The organism is Streptomyces sp. NPDC088354 (genome assembly GCF_044753585.1).
Classification (GTDB): Bacteria; Actinomycetota; Actinomycetes; order Streptomycetales; family Streptomycetaceae; genus Actinacidiphila.
The window spans coordinates 1-22,561 of sequence record NZ_JBIVNJ010000039.1 but is presented as its reverse complement, the minus strand read 5'-3'; the positions used below and the strand labels follow the sequence as shown (position 1 = coordinate 22,561).

17 protein-coding genes and 1 pseudogene are annotated in these 22,561 nt (G+C 72.8%); 11 read left to right on the top strand and 7 right to left on the bottom strand.

What is annotated here, in order from left to right; all coding sequences use genetic code 11:
- Nucleotides 1–46: 46 nt before the first annotated feature.
- A complete protein-coding gene (locus ACIP98_RS34925; protein WP_401980004.1) occupies nt 47–511 on the top strand; it encodes a hypothetical protein in 465 nt (154 codons plus the stop codon).
- Between the two features lie 10 nt (nt 512–521).
- On the opposite strand, the gene ACIP98_RS34920 is transcribed toward ACIP98_RS34925, so the two are convergent.
- From ACIP98_RS34920 to rhaI, 3 genes are all read right to left on the bottom strand, one after another.
- Nucleotides 522–2,027, bottom strand: coding sequence for a rhamnulokinase family protein (locus ACIP98_RS34920; RefSeq protein WP_401980002.1), 1,506 nt, complete (start codon nt 2,025–2,027; stop codon nt 522–524).
- Nucleotides 2,028–2,124: 97 nt separating this feature from the next.
- Nucleotides 2,125–4,188: a bifunctional aldolase/short-chain dehydrogenase gene (locus ACIP98_RS34915; protein ID WP_401980000.1), complete on the bottom strand. Its 2,064-nt coding sequence runs from the start codon at nt 4,186–4,188 to the stop codon at nt 2,125–2,127.
- A 43-nt stretch (nt 4,189–4,231) separates the two neighbouring features.
- Nucleotides 4,232–5,398: an L-rhamnose isomerase gene (gene rhaI, locus ACIP98_RS34910; RefSeq protein WP_319664873.1), complete on the bottom strand. Its 1,167-nt coding sequence runs from the start codon at nt 5,396–5,398 to the stop codon at nt 4,232–4,234.
- 291 nt (nt 5,399–5,689) lie between these two features.
- Here rhaI and ACIP98_RS34905 point away from each other — a divergent pair, with 291 nt between their 5' ends.
- The 5 genes from ACIP98_RS34905 (at nt 5,690) to ACIP98_RS34885 (ending at nt 11,589) form a co-directional block, all read left to right on the top strand.
- Complete coding sequence (locus ACIP98_RS34905; RefSeq protein ID WP_319664875.1) at nt 5,690–7,210, top strand: sugar ABC transporter ATP-binding protein; 1,521 nt, start codon at nt 5,690–5,692, stop codon at nt 7,208–7,210.
- Nucleotides 7,207–8,262 (top strand): ABC transporter permease, encoded by a 1,056-nt coding sequence (locus ACIP98_RS34900; protein WP_319664876.1) that lies wholly within the window; start codon nt 7,207–7,209, stop codon nt 8,260–8,262. Before ACIP98_RS34905 ends, ACIP98_RS34900 begins: the two co-directional genes overlap by 4 nt.
- On the top strand, nt 8,255–9,322 hold the full coding sequence (locus ACIP98_RS34895) for an ABC transporter permease (RefSeq protein ID WP_319664878.1): 1,068 nt from the start codon (nt 8,255–8,257) through the stop codon (nt 9,320–9,322). The genes ACIP98_RS34900 and ACIP98_RS34895 overlap by 8 nt, the downstream gene beginning before the upstream one ends.
- Nucleotides 9,323–9,452: 130 nt before the next feature.
- Complete coding sequence (rhaS, locus tag ACIP98_RS34890; RefSeq protein ID WP_319664880.1) at nt 9,453–10,547, top strand: rhamnose ABC transporter substrate-binding protein; 1,095 nt, start codon at nt 9,453–9,455, stop codon at nt 10,545–10,547.
- 10 nt (nt 10,548–10,557) lie between these two features.
- Nucleotides 10,558–11,589: a LacI family DNA-binding transcriptional regulator gene (locus ACIP98_RS34885; RefSeq protein ID WP_401979996.1), complete on the top strand. Its 1,032-nt coding sequence runs from the start codon at nt 10,558–10,560 to the stop codon at nt 11,587–11,589.
- Nucleotides 11,590–11,771: 182 nt separating this feature from the next.
- Here the strand turns inward: ACIP98_RS34885 and ACIP98_RS34880 are convergent, their stop codons facing one another.
- Both ACIP98_RS34880 and ACIP98_RS34875 read right to left on the bottom strand, forming a co-directional pair.
- Nucleotides 11,772–13,100: a diacylglycerol/lipid kinase family protein gene (locus ACIP98_RS34880; RefSeq protein ID WP_401979994.1), complete on the bottom strand. Its 1,329-nt coding sequence runs from the start codon at nt 13,098–13,100 to the stop codon at nt 11,772–11,774.
- A gap of 73 nt (nt 13,101–13,173) precedes the next feature.
- Nucleotides 13,174–14,373, bottom strand: a complete 1,200-nt coding sequence (locus ACIP98_RS34875) for a glycoside hydrolase family 3 N-terminal domain-containing protein (protein ID WP_401979991.1) — start codon at nt 14,371–14,373, stop codon at nt 13,174–13,176.
- Between the two features lie 63 nt (nt 14,374–14,436).
- On the opposite strand from ACIP98_RS34875, the gene ACIP98_RS34870 reads away from it, so the two are divergent.
- On the top strand, nt 14,437–15,270 hold the full coding sequence (locus ACIP98_RS34870; protein ID WP_401980052.1) for a hypothetical protein: 834 nt from the start codon (nt 14,437–14,439) through the stop codon (nt 15,268–15,270).
- Nucleotides 15,271–15,272: 2 nt separating this feature from the next.
- Nucleotides 15,273–17,459: a TIGR03767 family metallophosphoesterase gene (locus ACIP98_RS34865; protein WP_401979990.1), complete on the top strand. Its 2,187-nt coding sequence runs from the start codon at nt 15,273–15,275 to the stop codon at nt 17,457–17,459.
- A 50-nt stretch (nt 17,460–17,509) separates the two neighbouring features.
- On the opposite strand, the gene ACIP98_RS34860 is transcribed toward ACIP98_RS34865, so the two are convergent.
- Nucleotides 17,510–18,220, bottom strand: coding sequence for a dienelactone hydrolase family protein (locus ACIP98_RS34860; protein WP_401979988.1), 711 nt, complete (start codon nt 18,218–18,220; stop codon nt 17,510–17,512).
- Between the two features lie 191 nt (nt 18,221–18,411).
- Between ACIP98_RS34860 and ACIP98_RS34855 the strand changes: the two genes are divergently transcribed.
- Nucleotides 18,412–20,400 (top strand): ABC transporter ATP-binding protein, encoded by a 1,989-nt coding sequence (locus ACIP98_RS34855; RefSeq protein WP_319664890.1) that lies wholly within the window; start codon nt 18,412–18,414, stop codon nt 20,398–20,400.
- Nucleotides 20,401–20,473: 73 nt separating this feature from the next.
- Here ACIP98_RS34855 and ACIP98_RS34850 read toward each other — a convergent pair whose 3' ends face one another.
- Nucleotides 20,474–21,163 (bottom strand): TetR family transcriptional regulator, encoded by a 690-nt coding sequence (locus ACIP98_RS34850; protein ID WP_401980050.1) that lies wholly within the window; start codon nt 21,161–21,163, stop codon nt 20,474–20,476.
- A gap of 120 nt (nt 21,164–21,283) precedes the next feature.
- Here ACIP98_RS34850 and ACIP98_RS34845 point away from each other — a divergent pair, with 120 nt between their 5' ends.
- Nucleotides 21,284–22,435 carry an acyl-CoA dehydrogenase family protein gene (locus ACIP98_RS34845; protein WP_319664891.1) on the top strand — a complete coding sequence of 384 codons (1,152 nt, stop codon included), beginning with the start codon at nt 21,284–21,286 and terminating at the stop codon, nt 22,433–22,435.
- Between the two features lie 31 nt (nt 22,436–22,466).
- A pseudogene (locus tag ACIP98_RS34840) lies at nt 22,467–22,561 on the top strand (electron transfer flavoprotein subunit beta); the annotation flags it as partial.

Here is a 22,561-nt window from a genome sequence, read left to right as displayed (position 1 = left end):
CATCTTCTGTCAGTGAGGGGCGGGGCGCGCCACGTATCCTCGGTGTGTGCCTCGCAGTTCGAAGAAGCCGCGCCGACTGGTCGCCGACGGGGGCGTGTTCCTGTGGACGACGAGCCACAGCCACCGAAGGGACGACGACGGCCGTGCCGTGGACTGCCGTCAGACCCTCTCGCTCGTCCCGCAGCCGGCCGGCTCCGGCGGCCCGCTGCGCATCGTCTTCGCCGGCGGCCCCGACCGGTACGTCCCGGGCGGGGCGCCCCTCGGTTCCGGGGACGTCGGCTTCATCCACGGTGCCGGCCTGAACCTGCACGAACCGGGCGCCGTCCGGGCCCTGCTCGACGTGGCACTGGCCCGCGGGTGGCAACCGGGCGAGCGGGGTGGGACGGAGGTCGACGGCTGGTCCCTGCTGGAGGCGGCCGCGGCCGCGCGAGCGGCGGCCGCGGGCCCCGACGGCCCGTTGGACCTGCCCTCCGCGCCTGACGTGCCCGGCTCGCGGGCCGGTTCGCCCTGACGGGGGAGGCTCAGGCCCCGTCGGGGCGGGGCACCCGGCTCGTTCGTGCCGCGGCGAACTCCTCCACCCTCGCCTCGGCCGCGTCCCAGGCCGCCCGGTCGCCGTCCGGTTCGTGGCGGCGCAGCGGCTGGGTGCCGGCGACGAGGGCGCGCATGGCCGGGAGGCCGTCGCCGACGAGGCCGTGGGCGCGGGCCTGGACGAGGATGTTGCCCAGGGCCGTGGCCTCGGCGGGGCCCGCGACGACCGGCAGGCCCGTGGCGTCGGCGGTGAGCCGGCACAGCAGTTCGTTGCGGGAGCCGCCGCCGACGAGGTGGACGTGCGTGATCTCGCGGTCGGCGAGCACGGCCGCCTGGCGCAGCGTGCGGCGGTGGGCGAGGGCCAGGCTCTCCAGGATGCAGCGGACCACGGCGCCGGGGCTCTCGGGCGGCCGCTGGCCGGTACGGAGGCAGAAGTCCCGGATGCGGGCGGGCATGTCGCCCGGCGGCAGGAAGGCGGGGTCGTCGGGGTCGAGGAGGGCGGCGAACGGCCGTGCCGCGGCGGCCTGTTCGAGCAGGGCGTCCAGGGAAGGCGGGTCGGCCCGCTGCCGGGCCCAGGTGCGCCGGCACTCCTCCAGCAGCCACATGCCCATGATGTTGCGCAGGTAGCGGATCGTGCCGTCGACCCCGCGCTCATTGGTGAAGTTGGCGGCGCGGGAGGCCTCGGAGAGCACGGGCGCGTCCAGTTCCAGCCCGGCCAGCGACCAGGTGCCGCACGAGATGTAGGCGAAGCCGGGTTCCGTGGCCGGGACGGCGGCCACCGCCGACGCGGTGTCGTGCGAGGCGACGGTGACCACCGCGGTCGCCTCCGGCAGTCCGGTGGCAGTGGCGATGTGGGGGAGCAGTGTGCCCGCGAGGTCGCCCGGCGCGCGCAGCGGCGGCAGCAACCCGGGCGCGAGGCCGATTCGCCCGGCGAGCTCCGCCGACCAGCCCCCGGCGCGGGCGTCGAACAGGCCGGTGGTGGAGGCGTTGGTCTCCTCGGCGCCGATCGTGCCGGTCAGCCAGTGGGTCAGCAGGTCGGGGACGAGCAGCAGGGTGCGCGCGGCGGCCAGTTGCGCGGTGCCCGAGGCGGCGGCGAGCTGGTAGACGGTGTTGAAGGGCAGGTGCTGCAGCCCGGTCAGCCGGTACAGCCGCTCCGCGCCGATCTCCTCCCGGACGCGTTCGGCGACCGTGTCGGTGCGGGTGTCGCGGTAGTGGTACGGATTGCCCAGCAGGGCGCCGTCGGCGTCGAGGAGACCGTAGTCGACGGCCCAGGTGTCGATGCCGACCGAGGTGACGCCGTCCGACTGCGCGCCGGCCCGGCGCAGACCGTCCAGCGCGCCCTGGAAGAGGGCGAGCGCGTCCCAGTGCAGTCCGCCGGGCAGGCGCACGGGCGTGTTGGCGAACCGGTGCGCCTCGGTGAGGGAGAGGGCGTCCCGCGCGACCCGGCCGAGGATGACGCGGCCGCTGGTGGCACCGAGGTCGATGGCGGCGAAAGGCACGTGGAGGTCCTCGAATGATCGGTGGTGGCGGGGGGATCGGACGGGAGCAGGGCTCCGCGGGTGCGTCCGCGGAGCCCTGCTCCCCGCTGTGCGCGGGTCAGCGCAGGAAGGCCGCCGCCACTCCGGCGTCGACCGGGACGTGCAGACCCGTGGTGTGGGTGAGGTCGCCGCCGGTGAGGGCGAAGACCGCGCCCGCGACGTGCTCCGGGAGCACTTCCCGCTTCAGGATGGTGCGCTGGGCGTAGAACTCTCCGAGCTTCTCCTCCGGGACGCCGTACGTCGCCGCGCGCTGCGCGCCCCAGCCCGAGGAGAAGATGCCGGAGCCGCGGACCACGCCGTCGGGGTTGACGCCGTTGACGCGGATGCCGTGCTCGCCGAGCTCGGCCGCCAGCAGCCGGACCTGGTGGGCCTGGTCGGCCTTGGTCGCGGAGTAGGCGATGTTGTGGGGACCGGCGAACACCGCGTTCTTGGACGCGATGTAGACGATGTCGCCGCCGAGCTTCTGCCGCGCCATGACACGGGCCGCCTCGCGGGAGACGAGGAAGGAGCCGCGGGCCATGATGTCGTGCTGGAGGTCCCAGTCCCGGGCGGTCGTCTCCAGCAGGGGCTTGGAGATGGAGATGCCCGCGTTGTTGACCACCAGGTCCACCCCGCCGAAGGCCAGCAGCGCCTCGTCGAAGGCCGCGGTGATCTGCTCCTCCTCCGTCACGTCCACGGTGACGGCCACCGCCTTGTCCGGGCCGCCCAGTTCCGCCGCGACGGCCGCCGCGCCCTGCTCGTTGAGGTCCGCGACGACGACGCACGCGCCCTCCGCGGCCAGCCGGTGCGCGATGGCCCTGCCGATGCCCGAACCGGCGCCGGTGACCAGCGCGATGCGGCCGGCCAGCGGCTTCGGCTCGGGCATGCGCCGGAGCTTGGCCTCCTCCAGCGCCCAGTACTCGATGCGGAACTTCTCCGACTCGGGGATCGGCGCGTACGTGGAGACCGCCTCGGCGCCGCGCATCACGTTGATCGCGTTGACGTAGAACTCGCCCGCGACGCGCGCGGTCTGCTTGTCCTTGCCGTAGCTGAACATGCCGACGCCGGGGACGAGCACGATCGCCGGGTCGGCGCCGCGGATCGCCGGGGAGTCGGGTGCGGCGTGCCGGTCGTAGTAGGCCTGGTACTCGGCCCGGTAGGCCGTGTGCAGTTCCTCCAGCCGGGCCACGGCCTCCTCCAACGGGGCCGTGGGCGGCAGGTCGAGGACCAGGGGGCGGACCTTGGTGCGCAGGAAGTGGTCGGGGCAGGAGGTGCCGAGCGCCGCGAGGCGGGGGTGCTCGGAGCGCGCGAGGAAGTCCAGCACCGGCTCGGAATCGGTGAAGTGGCCGACCTGGGGCCGGTCCTGGGAGGCGACGGCGCGCAGCACCGGGGCGAGGGCGGCGGCGCGCGCGCGGCGCTCCGCCTCCGGCAGCGGCTCCCAGCCCGGCAGCGGCGCGCCGAAGGGCTCCTTCTTGCCGCGAGCGGCCAGGTACTCCTCCGCGGTACGGATGATCCACAGGGCGTTGGACTCGCACTCCTGCGAGGTGGCGCCCCAGGCGGTGATGCCGTGACCGCCGAGGACGACACCCACCGCCCCGGGGTGCGCCTCCTTGATCGCGGCGATGTCCAGGCCGAGTTGGAAGCCGGGCCGGCGCCATGGGACCCAGGCGACCTTCTCGCCGAAGCAGTCCTGGGTCAGCTTCTCGCCGTCCGCGGCGCAGGCGAGCGCGATGCCGGAGTCGGGGTGCAGGTGGTCCACGTGGGCGGCGTCGACGAGGCCGTGCATGGCCGTGTCGATGGACGGCGCTGTGCCTTCACCCCCTGGGAGCCATCCCTTGCCGTGCAGGCAGTAGTCGAACGCGGCGACCATCTCGTCCTCGCGCTCGGGCCCGGGGTACACGGCGGTCAGCGCGCGCAGCCGGTCCAGGCGCAGGACGGCGAGGCCGGCCTCGGTGAGCGTGCCCAGGTCGCCGCCGGAGCCCTTGACCCACATCAGCTCGACGGGGCCGCCGGTGACGGGGTCGGTCTCGGTGGCCTTGGCGGAGGCGTTGCCGCCCGCGTAGTTGGTGTTGCGGGGATCGGCGCCCAGGCGGTGGGCGCGCTCCAGGAGGGCGGCGACTTCCGGGTGGGTGGCGGGTGCCATGCGGGTGTCCTTCGGGGAGGTGAGGGTCGGGAACGTGCGGGTGCTACGCGCCCCATCCGGCCTGCGTGCCGCCGACGCGGTCGGCCACGATGTGCTTCTGCCATCCGGAGGCGTGGTACGCGGCGACCGGGTCGGGGGCCAGGCCCTGCTCCTCGCGCACCTCGCGCAGCAGCGGGCGCACGTCGGTGTTGTAGGCGTCCATGAGCACGGCGTTGGCGGCCAGGACGTCGCCGGACCGCTGGGCGGCGCGCAGCGCGTCGAGGTCGACCAGCAGCGCCTTGGCGGTGGCCTCCTGGACGTTCATCACCGAGCGGATGACCGCGGGGATCTTGGCCTCGATGTTGTGGCACTGGTCGAGCATGAAGGCGACGCCGGTCTCCGGCGCGAAGCCGCCGTTCTTGGCCACCTCGTGCAGGATCCGGAAGAGCTGGAAGGGGTCGGCGGCGCCCACCATGAGGTCGTCGTCGGCGTAGAAGCGGGAGTTGAAGTCGAAACCGCCGAGCTTCTTCTCGCGCAGCAGGAAGGCGACGATGAACTCGATGTTGGTGCCGGGCGCGTGGTGGCCGGTGTCGACGACGACCTGCGCCTTGGGACCCAGCGTGAGGCAGTGGGCGTACGCGGTGCCCCAGTCGGGGACGTCGGTGGTGTAGAAGGCGGGCTCGAAGAGCTTGTACTCCAGCAGCATCCGCTGGTCGTCCCCGAGCCGCGCGTACACCTCGGAGAGCGCCTCGGCCAGCCGGTCCTGACGGCCCACGATGTCGTCCTGGCCGGGGTAGTTGGTGCCGTCGGAGAACCACAGCTTGAGGTCGCGGGAGCCGGTGGCGTCCATGATGTCGACGCACTCCAGCAGGTGGCCGACGGCCTTGCGGCGGACCTTGGGGTCGGGGTGGCAGACGCTGCCGAGCTTGTAGTCGTCGTCCTGGAAGACGTTGGAGTTGATCGCGCCGAGCTCCAGTCCGCGGTCGGCGGCGTGCCGGCCGAGGGCGGCGTAGTCGTCGACCCTGTCCCACGGGATGTGCAGGGCGACGACGGGGGCGACGCCGGTGAACTCCTGGACCTTGGCGGCGTCGTCGAGCTTCTCGTACGGGTCGCGGGGGACGCCGGCCTGGGCGAAGACCTTGAACCGGGTGCCGGAATTGCCGTAGCCCCACGAGGGCGTCTCGATTCGCTGAGCAGCGAGTGCGGCCTTGACGGCAGCGAAGTCAGGCATGGTCACCTCTTGGGGTCCGGGGAATCGCTTCATCAGTGAATCGATTCATTCCGCTGCGAAGCTATCCATGCCCTCGGGTTGGCGTCAAGGGGTGCGCAGGACCGGCCGGCCCGTTATTGAATCGTGTCATCCATGAGGTTGTCGCTGATGGCGCGGCACGACTCTCGCCTTCACCGGGGGGTTAGGAGAGCACGCAGGTCAGCCGTGGGCGGCGGCGACTCTTGACGCACGCGACGGGCAGAGCTAGCTTCCCGGCAACTCCGTTGAAACATTTCATGTCTGGAGGGCGCAATGACGCACCCCGAACCGGAGACGACTCCGGTGCTCGCGCTGGAGGGGGTGAGCAAGTCCTTCGGTGCCGTCCGCGCTCTGCGCGGCGTCTCGCTCCGGCTCTACGCCGGCGAGGCCCACGCCCTCGCGGGTGAGAACGGCGCCGGAAAGTCGACACTGATCAAGGCACTCGCGGGAGTGCACCGGCCGGACGCGGGCACCGTGCTGCTCGACGGCGAGCCGGTCGAGTTCCACGGCCCGGGGGACGCCCGCGACGCCGGGGTCGCCGTCATCTACCAGGAACCGACGCTCTTCCCCGACCTTTCGGTGGCGGAGAACATCTTCGTCGGCCGCCAGCCGCGCCGCTCCTTCGGCCGCGTCGACCACCGGGCGGTGCGCCGCTCGGCGGCCGAGCTCTTCGAGCGCCTCGGCGTCGACCTCGACCCCGACCAGCCCGCGCGCGGACTGTCCATCGCCGACCAGCAGTTGGTGGAGATCGCCAAGGCGCTCTCCTTCGACGCCCGCGTCCTGATCATGGACGAGCCGACGGCCGCGCTCACCGGCAGCGAGGTCGCCCGGCTCTTCGGTGTCGTCAGGGCACTGCGCGAGCAGGGCGCCGCCGTGCTCTTCATCTCCCACCGCCTGGAGGAGATCTTCGCGCTGTGCCAGCGGGTCACGACCCTGCGGGACGGCGCCTGGATCGCCAGCGAGCCCGTCGACGGGCTGACCGAGGACGACCTCGTGCGCCGCATGGTCGGCCGCGACCTCGACGAGCTCTACCCCAAGCAGGCCACCGAGGTCGGCGAGGTCGCCCTGAGCGTACGGCGGTTGACCCGTGAGGGGGTCTTCACCGATGTCTCCTTCGAGGTCCGCCGCGGTGAGATCGTGGGCCTGGCCGGGCTGGTCGGCGCCGGCCGCAGCGAGGTCGCCCGCGCCGTCTTCGGAGTGGACCGCAGGGACGCGGGCGAGGTCGTCGTCAACGGCCGCGCGCTGCGCGCCGGGGCACCGAGCCTGGCCATGGCCGCCGGGCTCGCCCTGGTCCCCGAGGACCGCCGGGCCCAGGGCCTGGTGATGGACATGTCCATCGAGCGCAACATCGGCCTCACCGGCTTCGGCGCCACGTCGAGGGCCGGGCTGATGAGCCGCGGTGCCGAACGCAGCCGCGCGGTGGACTGGGCGGTGCGGCTCCAGGTGAAGTACGCGCGCCTGGCCGACGTCGTCGGCACCCTGTCCGGCGGCAACCAGCAGAAGGTCGTGCTGGCCAAGTGGCTCGCCACCGCGCCCCAGGTGCTCATCGTGGACGAGCCCACCCGCGGTATCGACGTCGGCACCAAGGCGGAGGTGCACCGACTGCTGTCCCGGCTCGCCGGCGAGGGCGTCGCCGTTCTGATGATCTCCTCCGACCTGCCGGAGATCCTCGGCATGGCCGACCGCGTCCTGGTGATGCACGAGGGCCGGCTGACGGCCGAGATCCCCCGGTCCGAGGCGACCGAGGAGACCGTGATGGCGGCGGCCACCGGCCGCGCGAGGAGGGCGGCGTGACCGTGACCGCAGACACCGTGCAGCCGGTGGCGGACGACGCGCCGGCCGCGCCCCGGCGCTTCCTGGACCGGGTGCTGAGGCTCCGCGCCCTCGCCGTGCTCGGCGTGCTCGCCGCGATGCTGGCGGCGACCCAGATCTACAACTCCCAGTTCCTGTCCCAGCAGGGCGTCAAGGACCTCCTGCTGAACGCCACGATCCTGGTGCTCGTCTCCATCGGCCAGGCCATGGTGGTGATCACCCGCAACGTCGACCTGTCGGTCGGCTCCGTCCTCGGCATCTCCGCCTTCGCCGCCGGAACCTACCTGCACGGCGGCGGCGATCCGCTGGTCGCCGTGCTCCTCGCGGTCGCGTCGGGCGTGCTCTTCGGAGCCCTGAACGGCCTGCTGGTGAGCCTCGGTCAGGTCCCGGCCCTGGTCGTCACCCTGGGCACGCTCTACATCATCCGCGGCATCGACTCCATCTGGGTCGGCCCCCGCCAGATCACCGCAGGGGACCTGCCCGGCAGCTTCACCGACTTCGGGCACGACGGCGTGTGGGTGGTCCCGTACCTGGCGCTGCTGACCGTGGCCGTCCTGGTCGCCGTCGGCTACTACCTGCGCGGCTACCGCGGCGGACGCGACATGTACGCGCTCGGCTCCAGCCCCGAGGCCGCCCGGCTCGCGGGTGTCCCGGTGCGCAAGCGCATCCTGATCGCGTACGTGGTCTGCGGGGCGCTCGCCGGGCTCGCCGGCGCGCTGTACCTCGCCCGCTTCGGCAATGTCGACTCCGGCACGGGCAGCGGCTACGAACTCACCGTCGTCAGCGCCGTCGTGGTCGGCGGCGTCGCCTTCACCGGCGGCTCCGGCACCGTCTACGGCGCCGCGCTCGGCGCCCTGCTGCTGACCTCGATCAACAGCGTCCTGCCGTCCATCGGCGTCAGCTCCGTGTGGGTGCTGGCCATCGACGGCGTCCTGCTGCTGCTCGCCATCGCCGTCGACCGGATCCTGGCGCTGCGGGTGGCCGGGGTCCTCCGCAAGCGGGCCGCACAGATGAGGAGTGCCCACCATGCCTGAGACCACCAAGGCCGCCGCCGAGGCCCCCGTCCCGGCCCCCGCGTCCGCCACGGCCCACGGCTCCCGCCTGGGCGGCGCGGTCCGCTGGGACACCGCGGTGGGCGTGCTGCTCGTCGTGCTGCTGGTCTGCTCCTTCTCCTTCGTCGGCAACTTCGGCAACGCGCTGAACGTGTCCTTCCTGATCGGCAACACACTGCCGATCGCGCTCATCGCGCTGCCGATGACCATGCTCGTGGTCTCCGGCGAGATCGACCTGTCCGTCGGCTCGACGGCGGGCCTGTCCGGCGCGGTCATGGGCGCGACGTGGAACGGCGGCATGGCGATCGAGACGATCATCCCGCTGTGCCTGCTGCTCGGCGCGGTGTGCGGCCTGGTCAACGGCCTGCTCGTGACCCGGCTCGGGCTGCCGTCGCTGGCCGTCACCATCGGCACCCTGGCCGCCTACCGCGGCATCGCACAGATCGTCCTCGGCGCCGACTCCGTGACGGACTTCCCGCAGCAGTACCTCGACTTCGGCTCCGGCCGGATCGACGGGACCTTCGTCCCGTACGCGGCGATCCCCTTCGCCGTCCTGCTGCTGATCGCCGTCGTCGTCCTGCACGCCACCCCCTTCGGCCGCTCACTGTTCGCGGTGGGCGCCTCGGAGGAGGCGGCCCGGTTCGCGGGTGTGCGGGTCAAGCGGGCCAAGCTCGCCATGTTCGTCACCACCGGTGTGGTCTCCTCGCTGACCGGCGTCTTCTGGGCCCTGCACTACGCCAGCGCCCGGTACGACAACGCCACCGGACTCGAACTGTCCGTCATCGCGGGCGTGCTGCTCGGCGGCATCGACTTCGACGGCGGCAAGGGCACCCTCGGCGGCGCGATCGCCGGCGTGTTCCTGCTCGGCGCGGGCCAGAACGTGATGAGCCTGCTGAACGTCTCCGCGCAGTCCCAGATCGTCGTCACCGGCGTGCTCCTGGTGATCTCCGTCCTCGCCCCGAGGATCGGCCGCCAGGTCGCGCAGTCCCGGGCCCGCAGGAGGGCCGCCGACCGGGCACCGGCCGTGCTCGCCTCGTCCTGACCTCACCTCACCCACCCCACGTCTGGGGCACCCCACCGCGCCGCCCCAGCGCTCCTCGGCACGTCCTCCCCCCGCACGTCATCGCACGCCCCGTGTTCCGGTACCCGCGTCCGGCAGCGAAAGGATCACCATGTCCAGCAGAACCCTCACCCGTCGTGCCACCGTCGTCCTGGCCCTCACCACGGCGGTCGCCCTCGGCGCGACCGCCTGCGGGGGGACCACCAAGAACTCCTCGAAGGACAGCGGCAGCAGCAGCGGCGCCGCAACGCAGGCCGCGAGCGCCGACCCCAACGCGGCCACCAAGAAGGGCCTGACGGTCGCCTTCCTGCCCAAGCAGGTCAACAACCCGTACTTCACCATCTCCGACAACGGCGGCAAGCAGGCCCTCGAGACGCTCGGCTCCTCGTACAAGGAGGTCGGCACCAGCAGCGGCACCGACACCGCCGGCCAGGTCTCCTACGTCAACACCCTGACCCAGCAGCAGGTCAACGCGATCGCCGTCTCCGCCCAGGACCCGGGCGCCCTGTGCACCGCGCTCAACCAGGCCCGCAAGAACGGCATCAAGGTCGTCACCTACGACTCGGACACCAAGCCCGAGTGCCGCGACCTGTTCGTCTCCCAGGCCAGCTCCGAGGACCTCGGCCGCACCGAGGTGCAACTGCTCGCCGAGCAGATCGGCTACAAGGGCCAGATCGCGATCCTGTCGGCGGCCCAGACCGCCACGAACCAGAACACCTGGATCGACTACATGAAGGACGAGCTGAAGGACCCCAAGTACAAGGACGTCAAGCTGGTCAAGGTCGCCTACGGCAACGACGACGCCCAGCAGTCCTTCCAGCAGACCCAGGGCCTGCTGCAGCAGTACCCGGACCTGAAGGGGATCATCTCCCCGACCACGGTCGGCATCAAGGCCGCCGCCCAGTACCTGTCCGGATCGAAGTACAAGGGCAAGGTCAAGCTGACCGGCCTCGGCACGCCCAACGACATGCGGGCGTACGTCAAGAACGGCACCGTCGAGGCCTTCGAGCTGTGGGACCCGGCCAAGCTCGGCTCCCTCGCCTCCTACGCCGCCGTGGCGCTGGCCTCCGGCCAGATCAGCGGCGCCGAGGGGCAGACCTTCAAGGCCGGGGACCTGGGCAGCTACACCATCGGCAAGGACGGCGTGGTGGTGCTCGGCAAGCCGACCGTGTTCACCAAGGACAACGTCGACCAGTTCAAGTTCTGAGAGCGCCGGCGTGACGGACAGGGCACGGGCCGTGGGGATCAAGGACGTCGCCCGGGAGGCGGGAGTCTCCGTGGGCACGGTCTCCAATGTGATCAACCGGCCGGACTCGGTTCCCGAGGGGACCCGTGCCCGGGTCCAGCGCGCGATCGCCCGGCTCGGGTACGTGCGCAGTGAATCGGCCCGTCAGCTGCGGGCGGGCCGCAGCCGCATCATGGCCCTGCTCGTCCTCGACATGGCGAACCCGTTCTTCGTCGACGTGGCGCGCGGGGCCGAACGGGCCGCACGGGCGGCGGGCTTCGGCGTGATGGTCTGCAACAGCGCCGAGAGCCCCCAGGAGGAGGCCGCGTACCTGTCGCTCTTCGCGGAGCAGCGGGTGCGCGGCGTCCTGGTGACGCCGGCCGACGCCGGGACCTCCGGGAACCTGGCCGCCTTCCGGCGCCACCGCATCCCCTTCGTGCTGGTGGACCGGGTCTCGGCGGGCGGCGCCGGGTGCTCGGTGTCGGTGGACGACGTGGCCGGCGGGCGGATGGCGCTCGCCCATCTGCTGGCGGCCGGACACCGCCGGATCGCGTACGTCAGCGGACCGGTCCACCTCCAGCAGGTCAGCGACCGCCGTACGGGCGCCCTGGCCGCGCTCGCGGAGGCGGGCCTGCCCGCGGAGACACTGCGGGAACTGCCCACCGAGCGGCTCGACGTGGCCTCCGGCCGCGACGCGGGTCACCGGCTCCTGGGCCTTCCCGAGCGCCCCACCGCCGTCTTCTGCGCCAACGACCTGCTCGCCCTCGGCGTGCTGCAGGCGCTGTACGCGGCGGGGGTGAGCGTGCCCGGCGAGATCTCCATCGTCGGTTACGACGACATCGAGTTCGCGGCGGCGGCCGCCGTGCCGCTCACCTCGGTACGGCAGCCCGCGGCCACGATGGGCGCGATGGCCGCCGGCATGCTCCTGGAGGAGACCGACCCGGCCGGCCGCGAGCACCGGCACCGGCAGGTCGTGCTCCAGCCCGAACTGGTCGTGCGCGACTCCAGCCTCGTCCGACGCTGACGGGCGCGCGTCCCTTGCGGGTGCCGGTGCCGGGCCCCCGGAAGTGCGTGGGGGCCCGGTCGCCGTCGAGGGCGACACCCCTGCCGCCGCGCGACGGGCCGCCGTGGCCGTGCCCAGGTCCACGGACGAGCTGCTCGCCGCGGCGCCCGGCGCCCGGCGCCCGATCGGCGGCGGCCGGGCCGTCACGTCGGGATACGCCCCGTCGTCAGCGCGAGCGTGCACAGGTGGGCCCAGTCCAGGCGCGCCCCGGTGACCGGGACGCCCGGCCGGTCGCGGGGGAGGCGGACGCGCAGCGCGCCCGGGCGGATCTCGCAGCGTACGGGCACGGGCAGGACCAGCGCCTCGCCGTCGACGCCGGCCTCGATCCGCGGAGTGTCCGCGGTGACGACGATATGACGCGTCGTCAGGACGGTGAGTCCCGGGGCCTGCGGACCCATCAGCAGGGCCGCTGCCTGCGCCGCGTTGTCGACCGTCACCCCGAGCACGCCGAGCATGCCGGTGTCGAGCCGGTCCCGGCGGCCCAGCCCCGCGGGGTCGCCGGTGCGATAGGGGTTGTTGCTCACCAGGACGGCCTGCGGCTCGTGCAGCACGGTCGCGCCCGCCCGCGCGGTGAGCCGGCTCCCGGACCGCCGGGTCAGCAGGTCCGGCAGCAATTCCAGGATCGTGCCGACCTTGTCGTCACGGTAGGCGGGGCTCTGCACGACGGCCGCGTAGGCGCCGAAGGACACGTTGTTGACGAACGGCCGGCCGTCCACGAAGCCCAGGTCGACGCGGAGTTCCACGCCGTCGGTGAGTGCGTCCAGGCAGGCGGCCGGATCCTCCCGGTCGAGTCCCAGATCCATGGCGAAGTGGTTGCGGGTGCCCGCGCTGATCACGAGGAAGGGCAGGCCGCGCTCCGCGGCGACCGCCGCGACCAGCGCCTGGGTGCCGTCGCCGCCCGCCACGCCGAGCAGGTCGGCGCCCTCGTCGGCGGCCGCTCGGGCGAGCGCCGCCACGTCCTGGGGAGCGTCCGGGTCGAGCAGGGCCACCCGGGCTCCCAGCGCCTCCGCCTTCTCCTTCAGGCCGAAGTGCCCGACCTTCCCGCCCCCGGAGCGCGGGTTCATGATCAGGAACGGACGCCGCGGCGGGGGCGCCGGCCGCTCCCGGACGCGCCGGTCCGCTTGTCCGGCGCCGCGCATCGCGGCGCGCCCGCAGGTCAGGGCGAGGACCCACAACGCGATCGAGGTGAGGGCGACCCAGAGCAGGTTCGCGTGGGCGTAGTACAGGAGCACGGCCACTGGCGCCGCCACGGTCAGCGCCACCGCCAGCACCCTGACCGGTCCGCGCCGGGTCAGCACCCACCAGACTCCGGCCGCGGTGACCCCGGTGCCGCCCAGGCCCACGGCCACCAGCAGGAGGCTCTTCAGTCCGGCGAGGACGACCGGCAGCGCCAGCGCCGCGGCCCCGGTGGCCAGGGCGAGGCGGGCGAGTCCGCGGGGCGTGCCGCGGGCGGGGGAGGCGGGACGTTCCATGCCCCGACCCTGCCACCTCCGGGGCCCGGCGGGCCCTCGCCGCCACGCCCGACACGCGACCCGGCCGCGGTCCTCAGGCGGTGCAGGCCAGTACCCCCGCCGCCTCCTTGGCGGCGAGCACGCGCAGGACGCTGTCGTGCACCCGCGTGCGCACCGCCGGTTCGTGCCGCATGGCGTAGCGGATGCCCTCGGCCATGGCCGGGATGCCCGTCGGCTGCACCGTCAGCACGAGGTCCCCGCCGGCCCGCAGGAAGGCCAGTGCGCGCTTTCCGACGGCGAGGGACTGCGCGGAGGCCGCCTTGCCCAGGTCGTCGGAGATGACGACGCCCTTGAAGCCGAGGTCGTTGCGGAGCATCCCGGTGATGACCACGGAGGAGTACGCGGCCTGGTGGGCGGCGTCGATCCGCTTGTACGTCGCCGTGGAGACCATCACCAGCGCGGCGCCGGCCGCGATGCCGGCCTTGAACGGGGCGACGTTCGCCCCGGTGCGGGTCAGCGTGGTGTCGGTCACGCCGGCGGTGACGTCGGTGTTGCCGCGCACACTGCCCAGCCCCGGGAAGTGCTTGGGCGTCGTGAGCACCTTGGAGCGGGTGCCGCCCTGGACGTAGGCCGTGACGTGCGGGGAGACCACGGCGGAGGTCGAGCCGAACTGGCGGCCGTACTTGCCGATCGGGGCGTTGGCGGTGCCCAGTGAGGCGGGCACGATGTCGGCGACCGGTGCGAGGTTCACGTTCACCCCCGCGCTGCGCAGTTGGGCCGTCCAGGTCGCGACCTGCTGCCGCAGCCAGGTGACCGTGTACCTGCCCTGGGTGACCCCGTTCGGGATGGTGGAGAAGCCGGGGCCCTTGAGGACCTGCACCTGGCCGCCCTCCTGGTCGGTGGAGATCAGCAGCCCGACCCGCTGCCCCGCGACGGTCTGCCGCATGCCCTGCAACTGGTCGGCGAAGGCCCGGGTCTTCTGTACGCCGGCGGTGCTGCGTCCGGCGAGCATCACCGAACCGACGGCGTAGGTCCGCATCGCGTCCAGGTCCGCCTTCGGCGTCGTGGGCAGCACGGCCGCGCCCATGAAGAGCTGGCCCACCCGCTGGGTGTCGTTCATGGCCGCTTCCACGCGCTGGGCGCAGGTGGAGGTGCTCGCGGCGGCGGTGGTGGCCGACATCGCACGGGCGGTACCGGAGGCGTCGGGGGAGCGGTGGGCGTCGCAGCCGGCGACGGCCAGCGTGGTGGCGAGGAGTGCGAGACCGGCGCGGGAGGCGAAGTGGCGGGAAATCACATCTACAGCAGATATCCGTCCATAACCACCCTGTCAAACACTCCGAGGCGATCGAGGGACGGTATGACACGGGCTGTGCGGCCGAGGTGGGCCAGGCACCGCGGAGGACCGAGGGCGCGCGCAAGCCGCAGGGTGGGCGAGCCGCCGGCGCTGCGGGGAGTGGTGGTCGTCCGCGGTGGTCTCGGCGGCGTGATGGGGGCGGTGTGCCAAGGCACCCGTGCGCGCGGCGGTGTCACGGTCGGCCTGCTGCCCGGGCGGGACCGCGCCGCGGGGAACCGGTTCCTGACGGTCTGCCCGCCGACGACGGGCTGGCGAACCGCGCGACGGGCCCGTCGTCGGCGCCGCCGACGCGGTCATCCGCCGCGGGCGGGAGCCGGGGCACCCTCGGCGAGATGGCGCTCGCGATGCGCACCGATAGGCCCATGGTGGTCCTCGCCGGCCGGGACGTCGCGGCGGACCCCGGGGACGGGACCTCCCTGCGGGCGTCGAGCCGAGGAGGCGGTCCTGGCGGTCGCCGGCTCGCTCGCTGACGGGCCGGGGGCCCGGACCCGGGGGGTTGAACTGACGTGTCCGGGCACGGAATTGCCCCGGAGTGGACCCCTTTGGGGTGAGGCGTGCTTCGGATCAGTGACTGAGTGGCTGTACCACTGCTTGCGGTCGGCGGCCCCCGTGGGCCACCCTGGGCGAGCCCGGTCCGTGCCCCGTCTCCGCAGGCCCGTTCGTCCCACGGTTCGCCCCTCCCACCCCGTTCCGTGCCCCTCCGCGTGTCCGCGGGGCGGGACCCCCCACGAGGACCGGCGCCCCCCTCCCGTCCCCTCGCCATGCCGTGCTGCCCCGGCACGGTGGCCGACGACCGAACAGGATTCGGAATGTCCCTTTCTCGTCGAAGGATGCTGACGGTGACCGCCGCGAGCGTGGTGGCCGCAGCCGTCGATCTGCGTGCCCCGCTCGGTGTCGCCCTTGCCGCGACGGCGGCCGGCGACAGCGGTGCCGCGGGCCTCACCACCGTGGACCGGACGCTGCAGCGCGGCCCGGATCTCGGCCGCGGCTACCGGGGGATCGTCGCCGGGCCCGGCGAACCCCACCTGATCCGGCGGGACCTGACCGACGTCGCCGCGCCCGTGGTGACCCGGTCGCTGGCCGCCTTCGCCCAGATGTCGGACCTGCACATCGTCGACGACCAGTCACCGCTGCGCGTCGAGTGCCTGGACCGGCTCGCCGACTACGGGCCGCCGCACTACAACTCGTACCCCACCGAATCCGCCTACCGCGCCCACGAGTTCCTGTCGACGCAGACCACCGACGCGATGTGCCGGGCGATCAGGCGCACCGGCCGCGGCCCGAGAACCGGCGCCCCGCTGGCCTTCACCGTCGTCACCGGTGACGCCGTCGACAACTGCCAGTACAACGAGGCCCGCTGGTACATCGACCTGCTCGACGGCAACGGCGTGCGGCCGGACTCCGGCAACCTCACCAAGGACGAGAGCGTATCCGCCGGGGCCTTCGGCGCCGACGTCCACTACTGGCACCCCGAGGTGCGGCAGTCTCCCCCCGACAACAACGACCTGGCCGGCTTCCCCCTGGTCACCGGTCTCCTCACCGCCGCCCGCCGGCCCTTCACCGCCACCGGTCTCGGCATGCCGTGGTACGCCGCCTACGGCAACCACGACGGGCTCGTGCAGGGCAACGTCCCTCCCGACATCCTGCCGTTCGACCCGCTGAAGGCCATCGCGACCGGCTCCACCAAGCTGACCAAGGTCGAGGGCGTGCCCGACGTCCTGGACGACGGGCCCGGCTACTACGTCGAGCTGCTGACGGACATCCTCACCGGCGACTTCACCCTCGCCACGGCCAAGGTCACCGCCGACTCCTCCCGCCGGCTGCTGTCCCGGAGCGAGTTCGTCGCCGAGCACTTCCGCACCACCGGCACCCCGGCGGGCCACGGCTTCACCTCCGGCGCCGACCGCGCCTACTACGCCATCCCCTCGGCGCCGGACGACCTCTTCCAGTACCTCGTCCTGGACACCACCAATCCGGGCGGCGGCGCCGACGGCGCCGTCGACGAGGACCAGTGGGCCTGGCTGGAGGGGCGGCTCAAGGCCGTGTCCTCCCGCTACGAACTGGCCGACCCGGGCGGCACGGGCCCCGGGGCGGTCGTGCAGCAGCCGGGTGTCCGCGACAAGCTGGTCGTGGTGTTCTGCCACCACACGCTGGACTCCATGGACAACACCGACGACGACGCGCCCTACGGCGGCGACGACCTGCGCGCCCTGCTGCTGCGCTTCCCCAACGTGATCCTGATGGTGGACGGGCACACCCACACCAACACCGTCACCGCGCACCGCCCCGCCTGGCCGTCCTCCCTCAGCGGCGGCTTCTGGGAGGTCAACACCGCCTCGCACATCGACTGGCCGATCCAGAGCCGGATCGTGGAGGTGGCCGAGGGCAACGGCACGCTGTCGATCTTCACCACGATGATCGACGCCGACGCCCCGGTGTCCTACGGCGGCGACACCGGCTCCCCGGCCGCGCTCGCCTCCCTCGCCCGCGAACTGGCCGTCAACGACATCCAGGCGGTCGCCCGCGGCATCGACAAGCGGCGCGGCACGGTCGACGCCCGCAACACGCAACTCCTCGTCCCGCTGCCCTTCCCGCTCCCCGCCGGTCTCGGCACGCCCGCGGCCGACTGGCCGCGACTGGCACAGGGCCAGAGCGGCAGCCGGGTCAAGGCCGCGCAGTACCTGCTCACCGCGCGCGGCGCGGTGCTGGCGGTGGACGGGGTGTTCGGTACGGCGACGGCGGCCGCGGTGCGGTCCTTCCAGGGCGCGCAGGCGCTGCCGGTGGACGGTGCCGTCGGGTCCGCGACCTGGCAGGCGCTCGTCGTGTCGCCGCTGGCCCAGGGCGACGGCGGCGCCGCCGTGTCGGCGGCGCAGTCGCTGCTCAACGCCCACGGGGCGGCGCTGGCGGTGGACGGGGTGTTCGGTACGGCGACGGCGGCCGCGGTGCGGTCCTTCCAGGGCGCGCAGGCCCTGCCGGTGGACGGTGCCGTCCGGTCGGCGGGCTGGCTGCGGCTGCTCGCGCCGTGAACCGCGGGGGCGGCACCCCGTCCCGGGTGCCGCCCCCGCGGGGCGTGGGGTCAGCCCAGCCGGGCGTGGAGGAACTCCAGTGTGCTGCGCCAGGCGCGGTCCGCCGACTCGGCGTGGTACGCCTCGGGACGCTGGTCGTTGAAGAACGCGTGGCCGGCCGGGTAGGTGCGGAAGTCGGCCTCGACACCGGCCTGTTCGCGGATGGCGTCGCGCAGGGCGACCAGCGCGGCCGGCGGAACGCTCTCGTCGGTCTCGCCGAAGTGCCCGAGGACCTCGGCCTTGAGGCTGCTGAAGTCGGGCAGTTCGCCCTGGATGACCCCGTAGAAGGGGACCGCGGCGCTCACCCGCGGGTCGTTGGCGGCCTGGTAGAGGACGAATCCGCCGCCCATGCAGAAGCCGACGGAGCCGACGGTGTCCGAGGTGACCTCGGGGCGCCCGAGGAGGTAGTCCACGGCGCCGGACAGCAGATCGACGCCGTGCGCCACCGGCAGCGCGCGCATCATGCGCAGCGCCTCGCCGGAGTCGTGGGCGACGTTGCCGCCGTACAGGTCGGGGGCGAGGGCGACGAAGCCCTCCTTGGCCAGGCGTTCGGTGACGTCGGCGATGTGGTCGTTCAGGCCCCACCATTCCTGGATCACGATCACGCCCGGACCGTGCCCGGCGGGCGGCAGCGCCAGGTAGCCGTGCGCGGTGGCTCCTGCGCTGGTGAAGGTGACGTTCTGACGGACGGGGGAACCGGTCTGCTGCGGAGTCTCGGCCATGGGATCACGCTATGCCCGGGGACCTGATCGTACAAATTTAAAGCATGCGCAAAGCGGGGCGCTTGCCCAGTAACGGCACCGGAGCGATACCGAACAAACCGGCGGAAAATCGTCCTCGATTCCCCGTTACGGAGGACCGGGTCGCGGCGTTGTCCGAGCGTACGTCCGATTCGGTCGAGGGGGGACTGCGCATGGGGAAGACGACGGGCACCGACGCACTGGCGCCGGAGGAGGTCTCGGAGTCGGAGCGACTGCTGTTCGGCGGGCCGCTCCGCTACGACATGGGGTGGAACAAGCACGACGGCTCCTTCCTGGAGCTGGGCCTGCGCGCGATGATCCGGCGGCTGCCGCAACTCGTCGCCACCAGCGTGCGCCTGGCGCACCGCGCCGACCCCCGGGCACTGCGCGCGGTCGCCCTGGCCGAGGTGGGCCGCGGCATCGTCCAGGCGGTGGGCCTGGTCGCCGTCAACGCCGTGCTCGCGCGGGTTCTCCTGCCGGGGGAGACCACCGAGCGGCTGACGGGCGCTGCGCCCGCTCTGGCGGTCGTCGCAGGCGCCGCCCTGGCCGGCGCGCTGCTGCGCTCGGTGTCCACGGCGGGCACGGGCAAACTCGAGCCGACGGTGGAGCGTGTGGCCACCGAGACCTACCTGGAGCGCGTGGCCCGCGTGGAGCTCGCGGCCGTGGAGGACGAGGAGTTCCACAAACTGCTGGACTCCGCGTCCTGGGGCGCGGCCTCGGCCCGCCGCATGATCATGTTCTGTGCGGAGGTCGTCAACGCCCTCATCTCGCTGGGCGCCGCGGCCGGCGTCCTGGCCGTCCTGCACCCGGCGCTGCTGCCGCTGCTGGGGCTGATGACCCTGCCCAGCGCCTGGAGCGCGCTCACCATCGCGCGGCGCCGGTACATCTCCTTCCACAACTTCGTGCAGCACGCCCGGGCCGGGCAGTTGCTCGGACGGCTGCTCATCGATCGGGAGGCGGCGCCGGAAGTGCGGGTGCACGGCCTCGGGCCTTTCCTGCTGAGGCACTTCAGGGCCATGGCCGAGACCGGCGAGCAGGAGCAGACCCGGCTCGCCCGGCTGGCCGCCCGCACCGGGCTGACGGCCGCCGCATGGACCGGGCTCGCCACGGCGGCGACGTACGGCGCGCTCGGCGCCCTGCTGTGGAGCGGGGCGATGGCGCTGTCGGTCGCGGGCACCGCGGTCATCGCCATCCGCACCGGCTCCTCCTCCCTGGACCGGCTCGTCGTCCAACTGGGCTACCTGCACGAGGAGGCGCTGTTCGTCGCCGACCTCGACCGGCTGTGCACCGAGGCCGACCGGCTGGCGATCCCGCCCGGCGGACTCGACCTCCCCGAGCGCGTCGGCGCCATCCGCTTCGAGAAGGTCACCTTCAGCTACCCCGGCACGGAGAAGGGGCCGGCCCTGTGCGACGTCGACGTCACCATCCCGGCCGGGAAGATCGTCGCCCTCGTCGGCCGCAACGGCAGCGGCAAGACCACCCTCGCCAAGCTGCTGTGCGGTCTGTACGCCCCGGACGCCGGGCGCGTGCGCTGGGACGGAGTGGACGCCGCCGACGCCGACCGCCGCCAGATCTTCGACCGCATCGCCCTGGTCTCCCAGGACGCCTGCCGCTGGCCCTTCACCGCCCGGGTCAACGTCGCCATCGGCCGCCCCGGCGCGCCCCTCACCGACGACCGCCTCGACGCCGCCGCCCGCTACTCGGGGGCCGACGAGGTCGTCTCCGCCCTCCCGCACGGCTGGGACACCCTGCTCGCCCGCGGCTACCGCGGCGGCCACGAGATCTCCGGCGGCCAGTGGCAGCGCCTCCAGCTCAGCCGCGCCCAGTACCGGGACGCCGAGATCCTCGTGGTGGACGAGCCCACCAGCGCTCTCGACGCCCAGGCCGAACAGCGCGTCTTCGACCTCATCCGCGAACTCGCCGACGACGGTCAGACCGTCGTCCTGATCACCCACCGGCTGCACAGCGTCCGGCACGCCGACGAGATCTACGTCCTGGACGCGGGCCGCGTCGTCGAGCGCGGCAGCTTCGAGGCGCTGATGGCGGACGCCGCCGGGCCCGGTCTGTTCCGGGAGATGTACACGCTCCAGTCCCGGCAGTACGAGCACCCCGAGGGCGCGGTCCCGGCGCAGCGCGCCGAGCCGAACGCGGAGGCGCTCTGACCTGCCCGGACGGGGTCGCGGCACGCTGAAGCGCTGGGGGGAACTGGGTGCCCCGGTCGGGGTACTCAGTTCCTTATGAGGGGGATCGTTCCCCTTCCAGCGAGGACTCGATCTCCCGGACCACCCGCCACATCGGCGTGCGCCGCCGGGTGATCACCACGACGACGTCGTCCTCGGCCTCCGCCGGCTCCCCGGCCGCGGCGGCGCCCTCGGCGTTCCAGCCGCGGCGCACGTACTCCAGCGCGTGGTCCACGGCGGCGAAGGCGTCGCCCTCGCCGCCGGAACGCAGCCACGAGCGCAGGCCGTTGTTGTGCGCGGCGACCACGGCGGCGGCGATGACGTCGGCCCGCAGTTTGCCGTCCGGGCGGCCGGCGAAGCGCGCCCCGAGGTACTCCGCCAGCGCGCGCTCGTAGCGCCAGACCACGGACAGCTCGTACGCGCGCAGACCGGGCACCTGCTTGGTCAGGCGGTAGCGCTGCACGGAGAAGGTGGGGTTCTCGGCGTACATGTTCAGCACCAGGCGGGCGGCGCCGCACGCCTTGGACACCGGGTCGTCGGCGTCCGCGCTCGCCTCCAGGAACTGGGTCATCTCGGCCAGCGCGCGCTCATGGTCGGGAAAGACCACGTCTTCCTTCGAGGGGAAGTAGCGGAAGAACGACCGCCGGCCGACGCCCGCGAGGGCGACGATGTCGTCGATCGTCGTCGCCTCGTAGCCGCGTTCCAGGAAGAGCCGGAAGGCCGCTGCGACGAGTGCGTCCCGCATCGGGGGCTTCGTGGTCATGGTCCGAAAATCTAGCATCGAGGGCTTACGGATGGCACTGAGTGTGCATAATTGAGGGTACTCGATGCCATGGGCGCCGTACACGGACTGGAGTGACCGATCGTGAGCCAGGAATTCGACCTGTTCCGGACGTCGGAGGAGCACGACATGCTCCGCGACGCGGTGCGTTCGCTCGCGGAGGCGAAGATCGCGCCGTTCGCGGCGGAGGTGGACGAGGCGGGGCGGTTCCCCGAGGAGGCGCGCGAGGCACTGGAGGCGAACGACCTGCACGCGGTGCACGTGCCGGAGGAGTTCGGCGGTGCGGGCGCGGACGCGCTGTCCACGGTGATCGTGATCGAGGAAGTCGCGCGCGTGTGCGCCTCCTCGTCGCTGATCCCGGCCGTGAACAAGCTCGGCTCGCTGCCGGTGCAGCTGTCGGGCTCGGAGGAGCTGAAGGCGAAGTACCTGGGGGCGCTGGCGCGCGGCGAGGGCATGTTCTCCTACTGCCTCTCGGAGCCGGAGGCCGGCTCCGACGCGGCGGGGATGAAGACCCGCGCGGTGCGCGACGGCGACTTCTGGGTGCTCAACGGCGTCAAGCGGTGGATCACCAACGCCGGCGTGTCGGAGTTCTACACGGTGATGGCGGTGACCGACCCCGAGAAGCGCTCCAAGGGGATATCGGCCTTCGTGGTGGAGAAGGGCGACGAGGGGGTGTCCTTCGGCGCCCCGGAGAAGAAGCTCGGCATCAAGGGCTCGCCCACGCGCGAGGTGTACTTCGACAACGTGCGCATCCCGGCGGACCGGATGATCGGCGCGGAGGGCACCGGCTTCGCCACCGCGATGCGGACGCTGGACCACACCCGCGTGACGATCGCCGCACAGGCGATCGGCATCGCCCAGGGCGCGCTGGACTACGCCAAGGGCTACGTCAAGGAGCGCAAGCAGTTCGGCAAGGCGATCGCGGAGTTCCAGGGCATCCAGTTCATGCTGGCGGACATGGCGATGAAGCTGGAGGCGGCGCGGCAGCTGACGTACGCGGCGGCGGCGAAGTCCGAGCGGGGCGACGGCGACCTGACCTTCTTCGGCGCGGCGGCGAAGTGCTACGCCTCGGACGCGGCGATGGAGATCACCACGGACGCGGTGCAGCTGCTGGGTGGTTACGGGTACACGCGGGACTACCCGGTGGAGCGCATGATGCGGGACGCGAAGATCACCCAGATCTACGAGGGCACCAACCAGGTCCAGCGCATCGTCATGGCCCGCAACCTGCCGTAATCGGCAAACCGAGAGTGTGGAGGGACATCAAGTGAGCTTGAGGATCGTTGTAGCGGTGAAGTACGTGCCTGATGCCACGGGTGATCGTCACTTCGCGGGGGATCTGACGACGGATCGTGATGCGGT

Coding starts and splice junctions, on each gene's coding strand:
- rhaS (WP_319664880.1), top strand. CDS start 9,453: ATGTCCAGCAGAACCCTCACCCGTCGTGCCACCGTCGTCCTGGCCCTC.
- ACIP98_RS34905 (WP_319664875.1), top strand. CDS start 5,690: ATGACGCACCCCGAACCGGAGACGACTCCGGTGCTCGCGCTGGAGGGG.
- ACIP98_RS34880 (WP_401979994.1), bottom strand. CDS start 13,100: ATGGAACGTCCCGCCTCCCCCGCCCGCGGCACGCCCCGCGGACTCGCC.
- ACIP98_RS34870 (WP_401980052.1), top strand. CDS start 14,437: ATGACACGGGCTGTGCGGCCGAGGTGGGCCAGGCACCGCGGAGGACCG.
- ACIP98_RS34860 (WP_401979988.1), bottom strand. CDS start 18,220: ATGGCCGAGACTCCGCAGCAGACCGGTTCCCCCGTCCGTCAGAACGTC.
- ACIP98_RS34915 (WP_401980000.1), bottom strand. CDS start 4,188: ATGGCACCCGCCACCCACCCGGAAGTCGCCGCCCTCCTGGAGCGCGCC.
- rhaI (WP_319664873.1), bottom strand. CDS start 5,398: ATGCCTGACTTCGCTGCCGTCAAGGCCGCACTCGCTGCTCAGCGAATC.
- ACIP98_RS34855 (WP_319664890.1), top strand. CDS start 18,412: ATGGGGAAGACGACGGGCACCGACGCACTGGCGCCGGAGGAGGTCTCG.
- ACIP98_RS34850 (WP_401980050.1), bottom strand. CDS start 21,163: ATGCGGGACGCACTCGTCGCAGCGGCCTTCCGGCTCTTCCTGGAACGC.
- ACIP98_RS34895 (WP_319664878.1), top strand. CDS start 8,255: ATGCCTGAGACCACCAAGGCCGCCGCCGAGGCCCCCGTCCCGGCCCCC.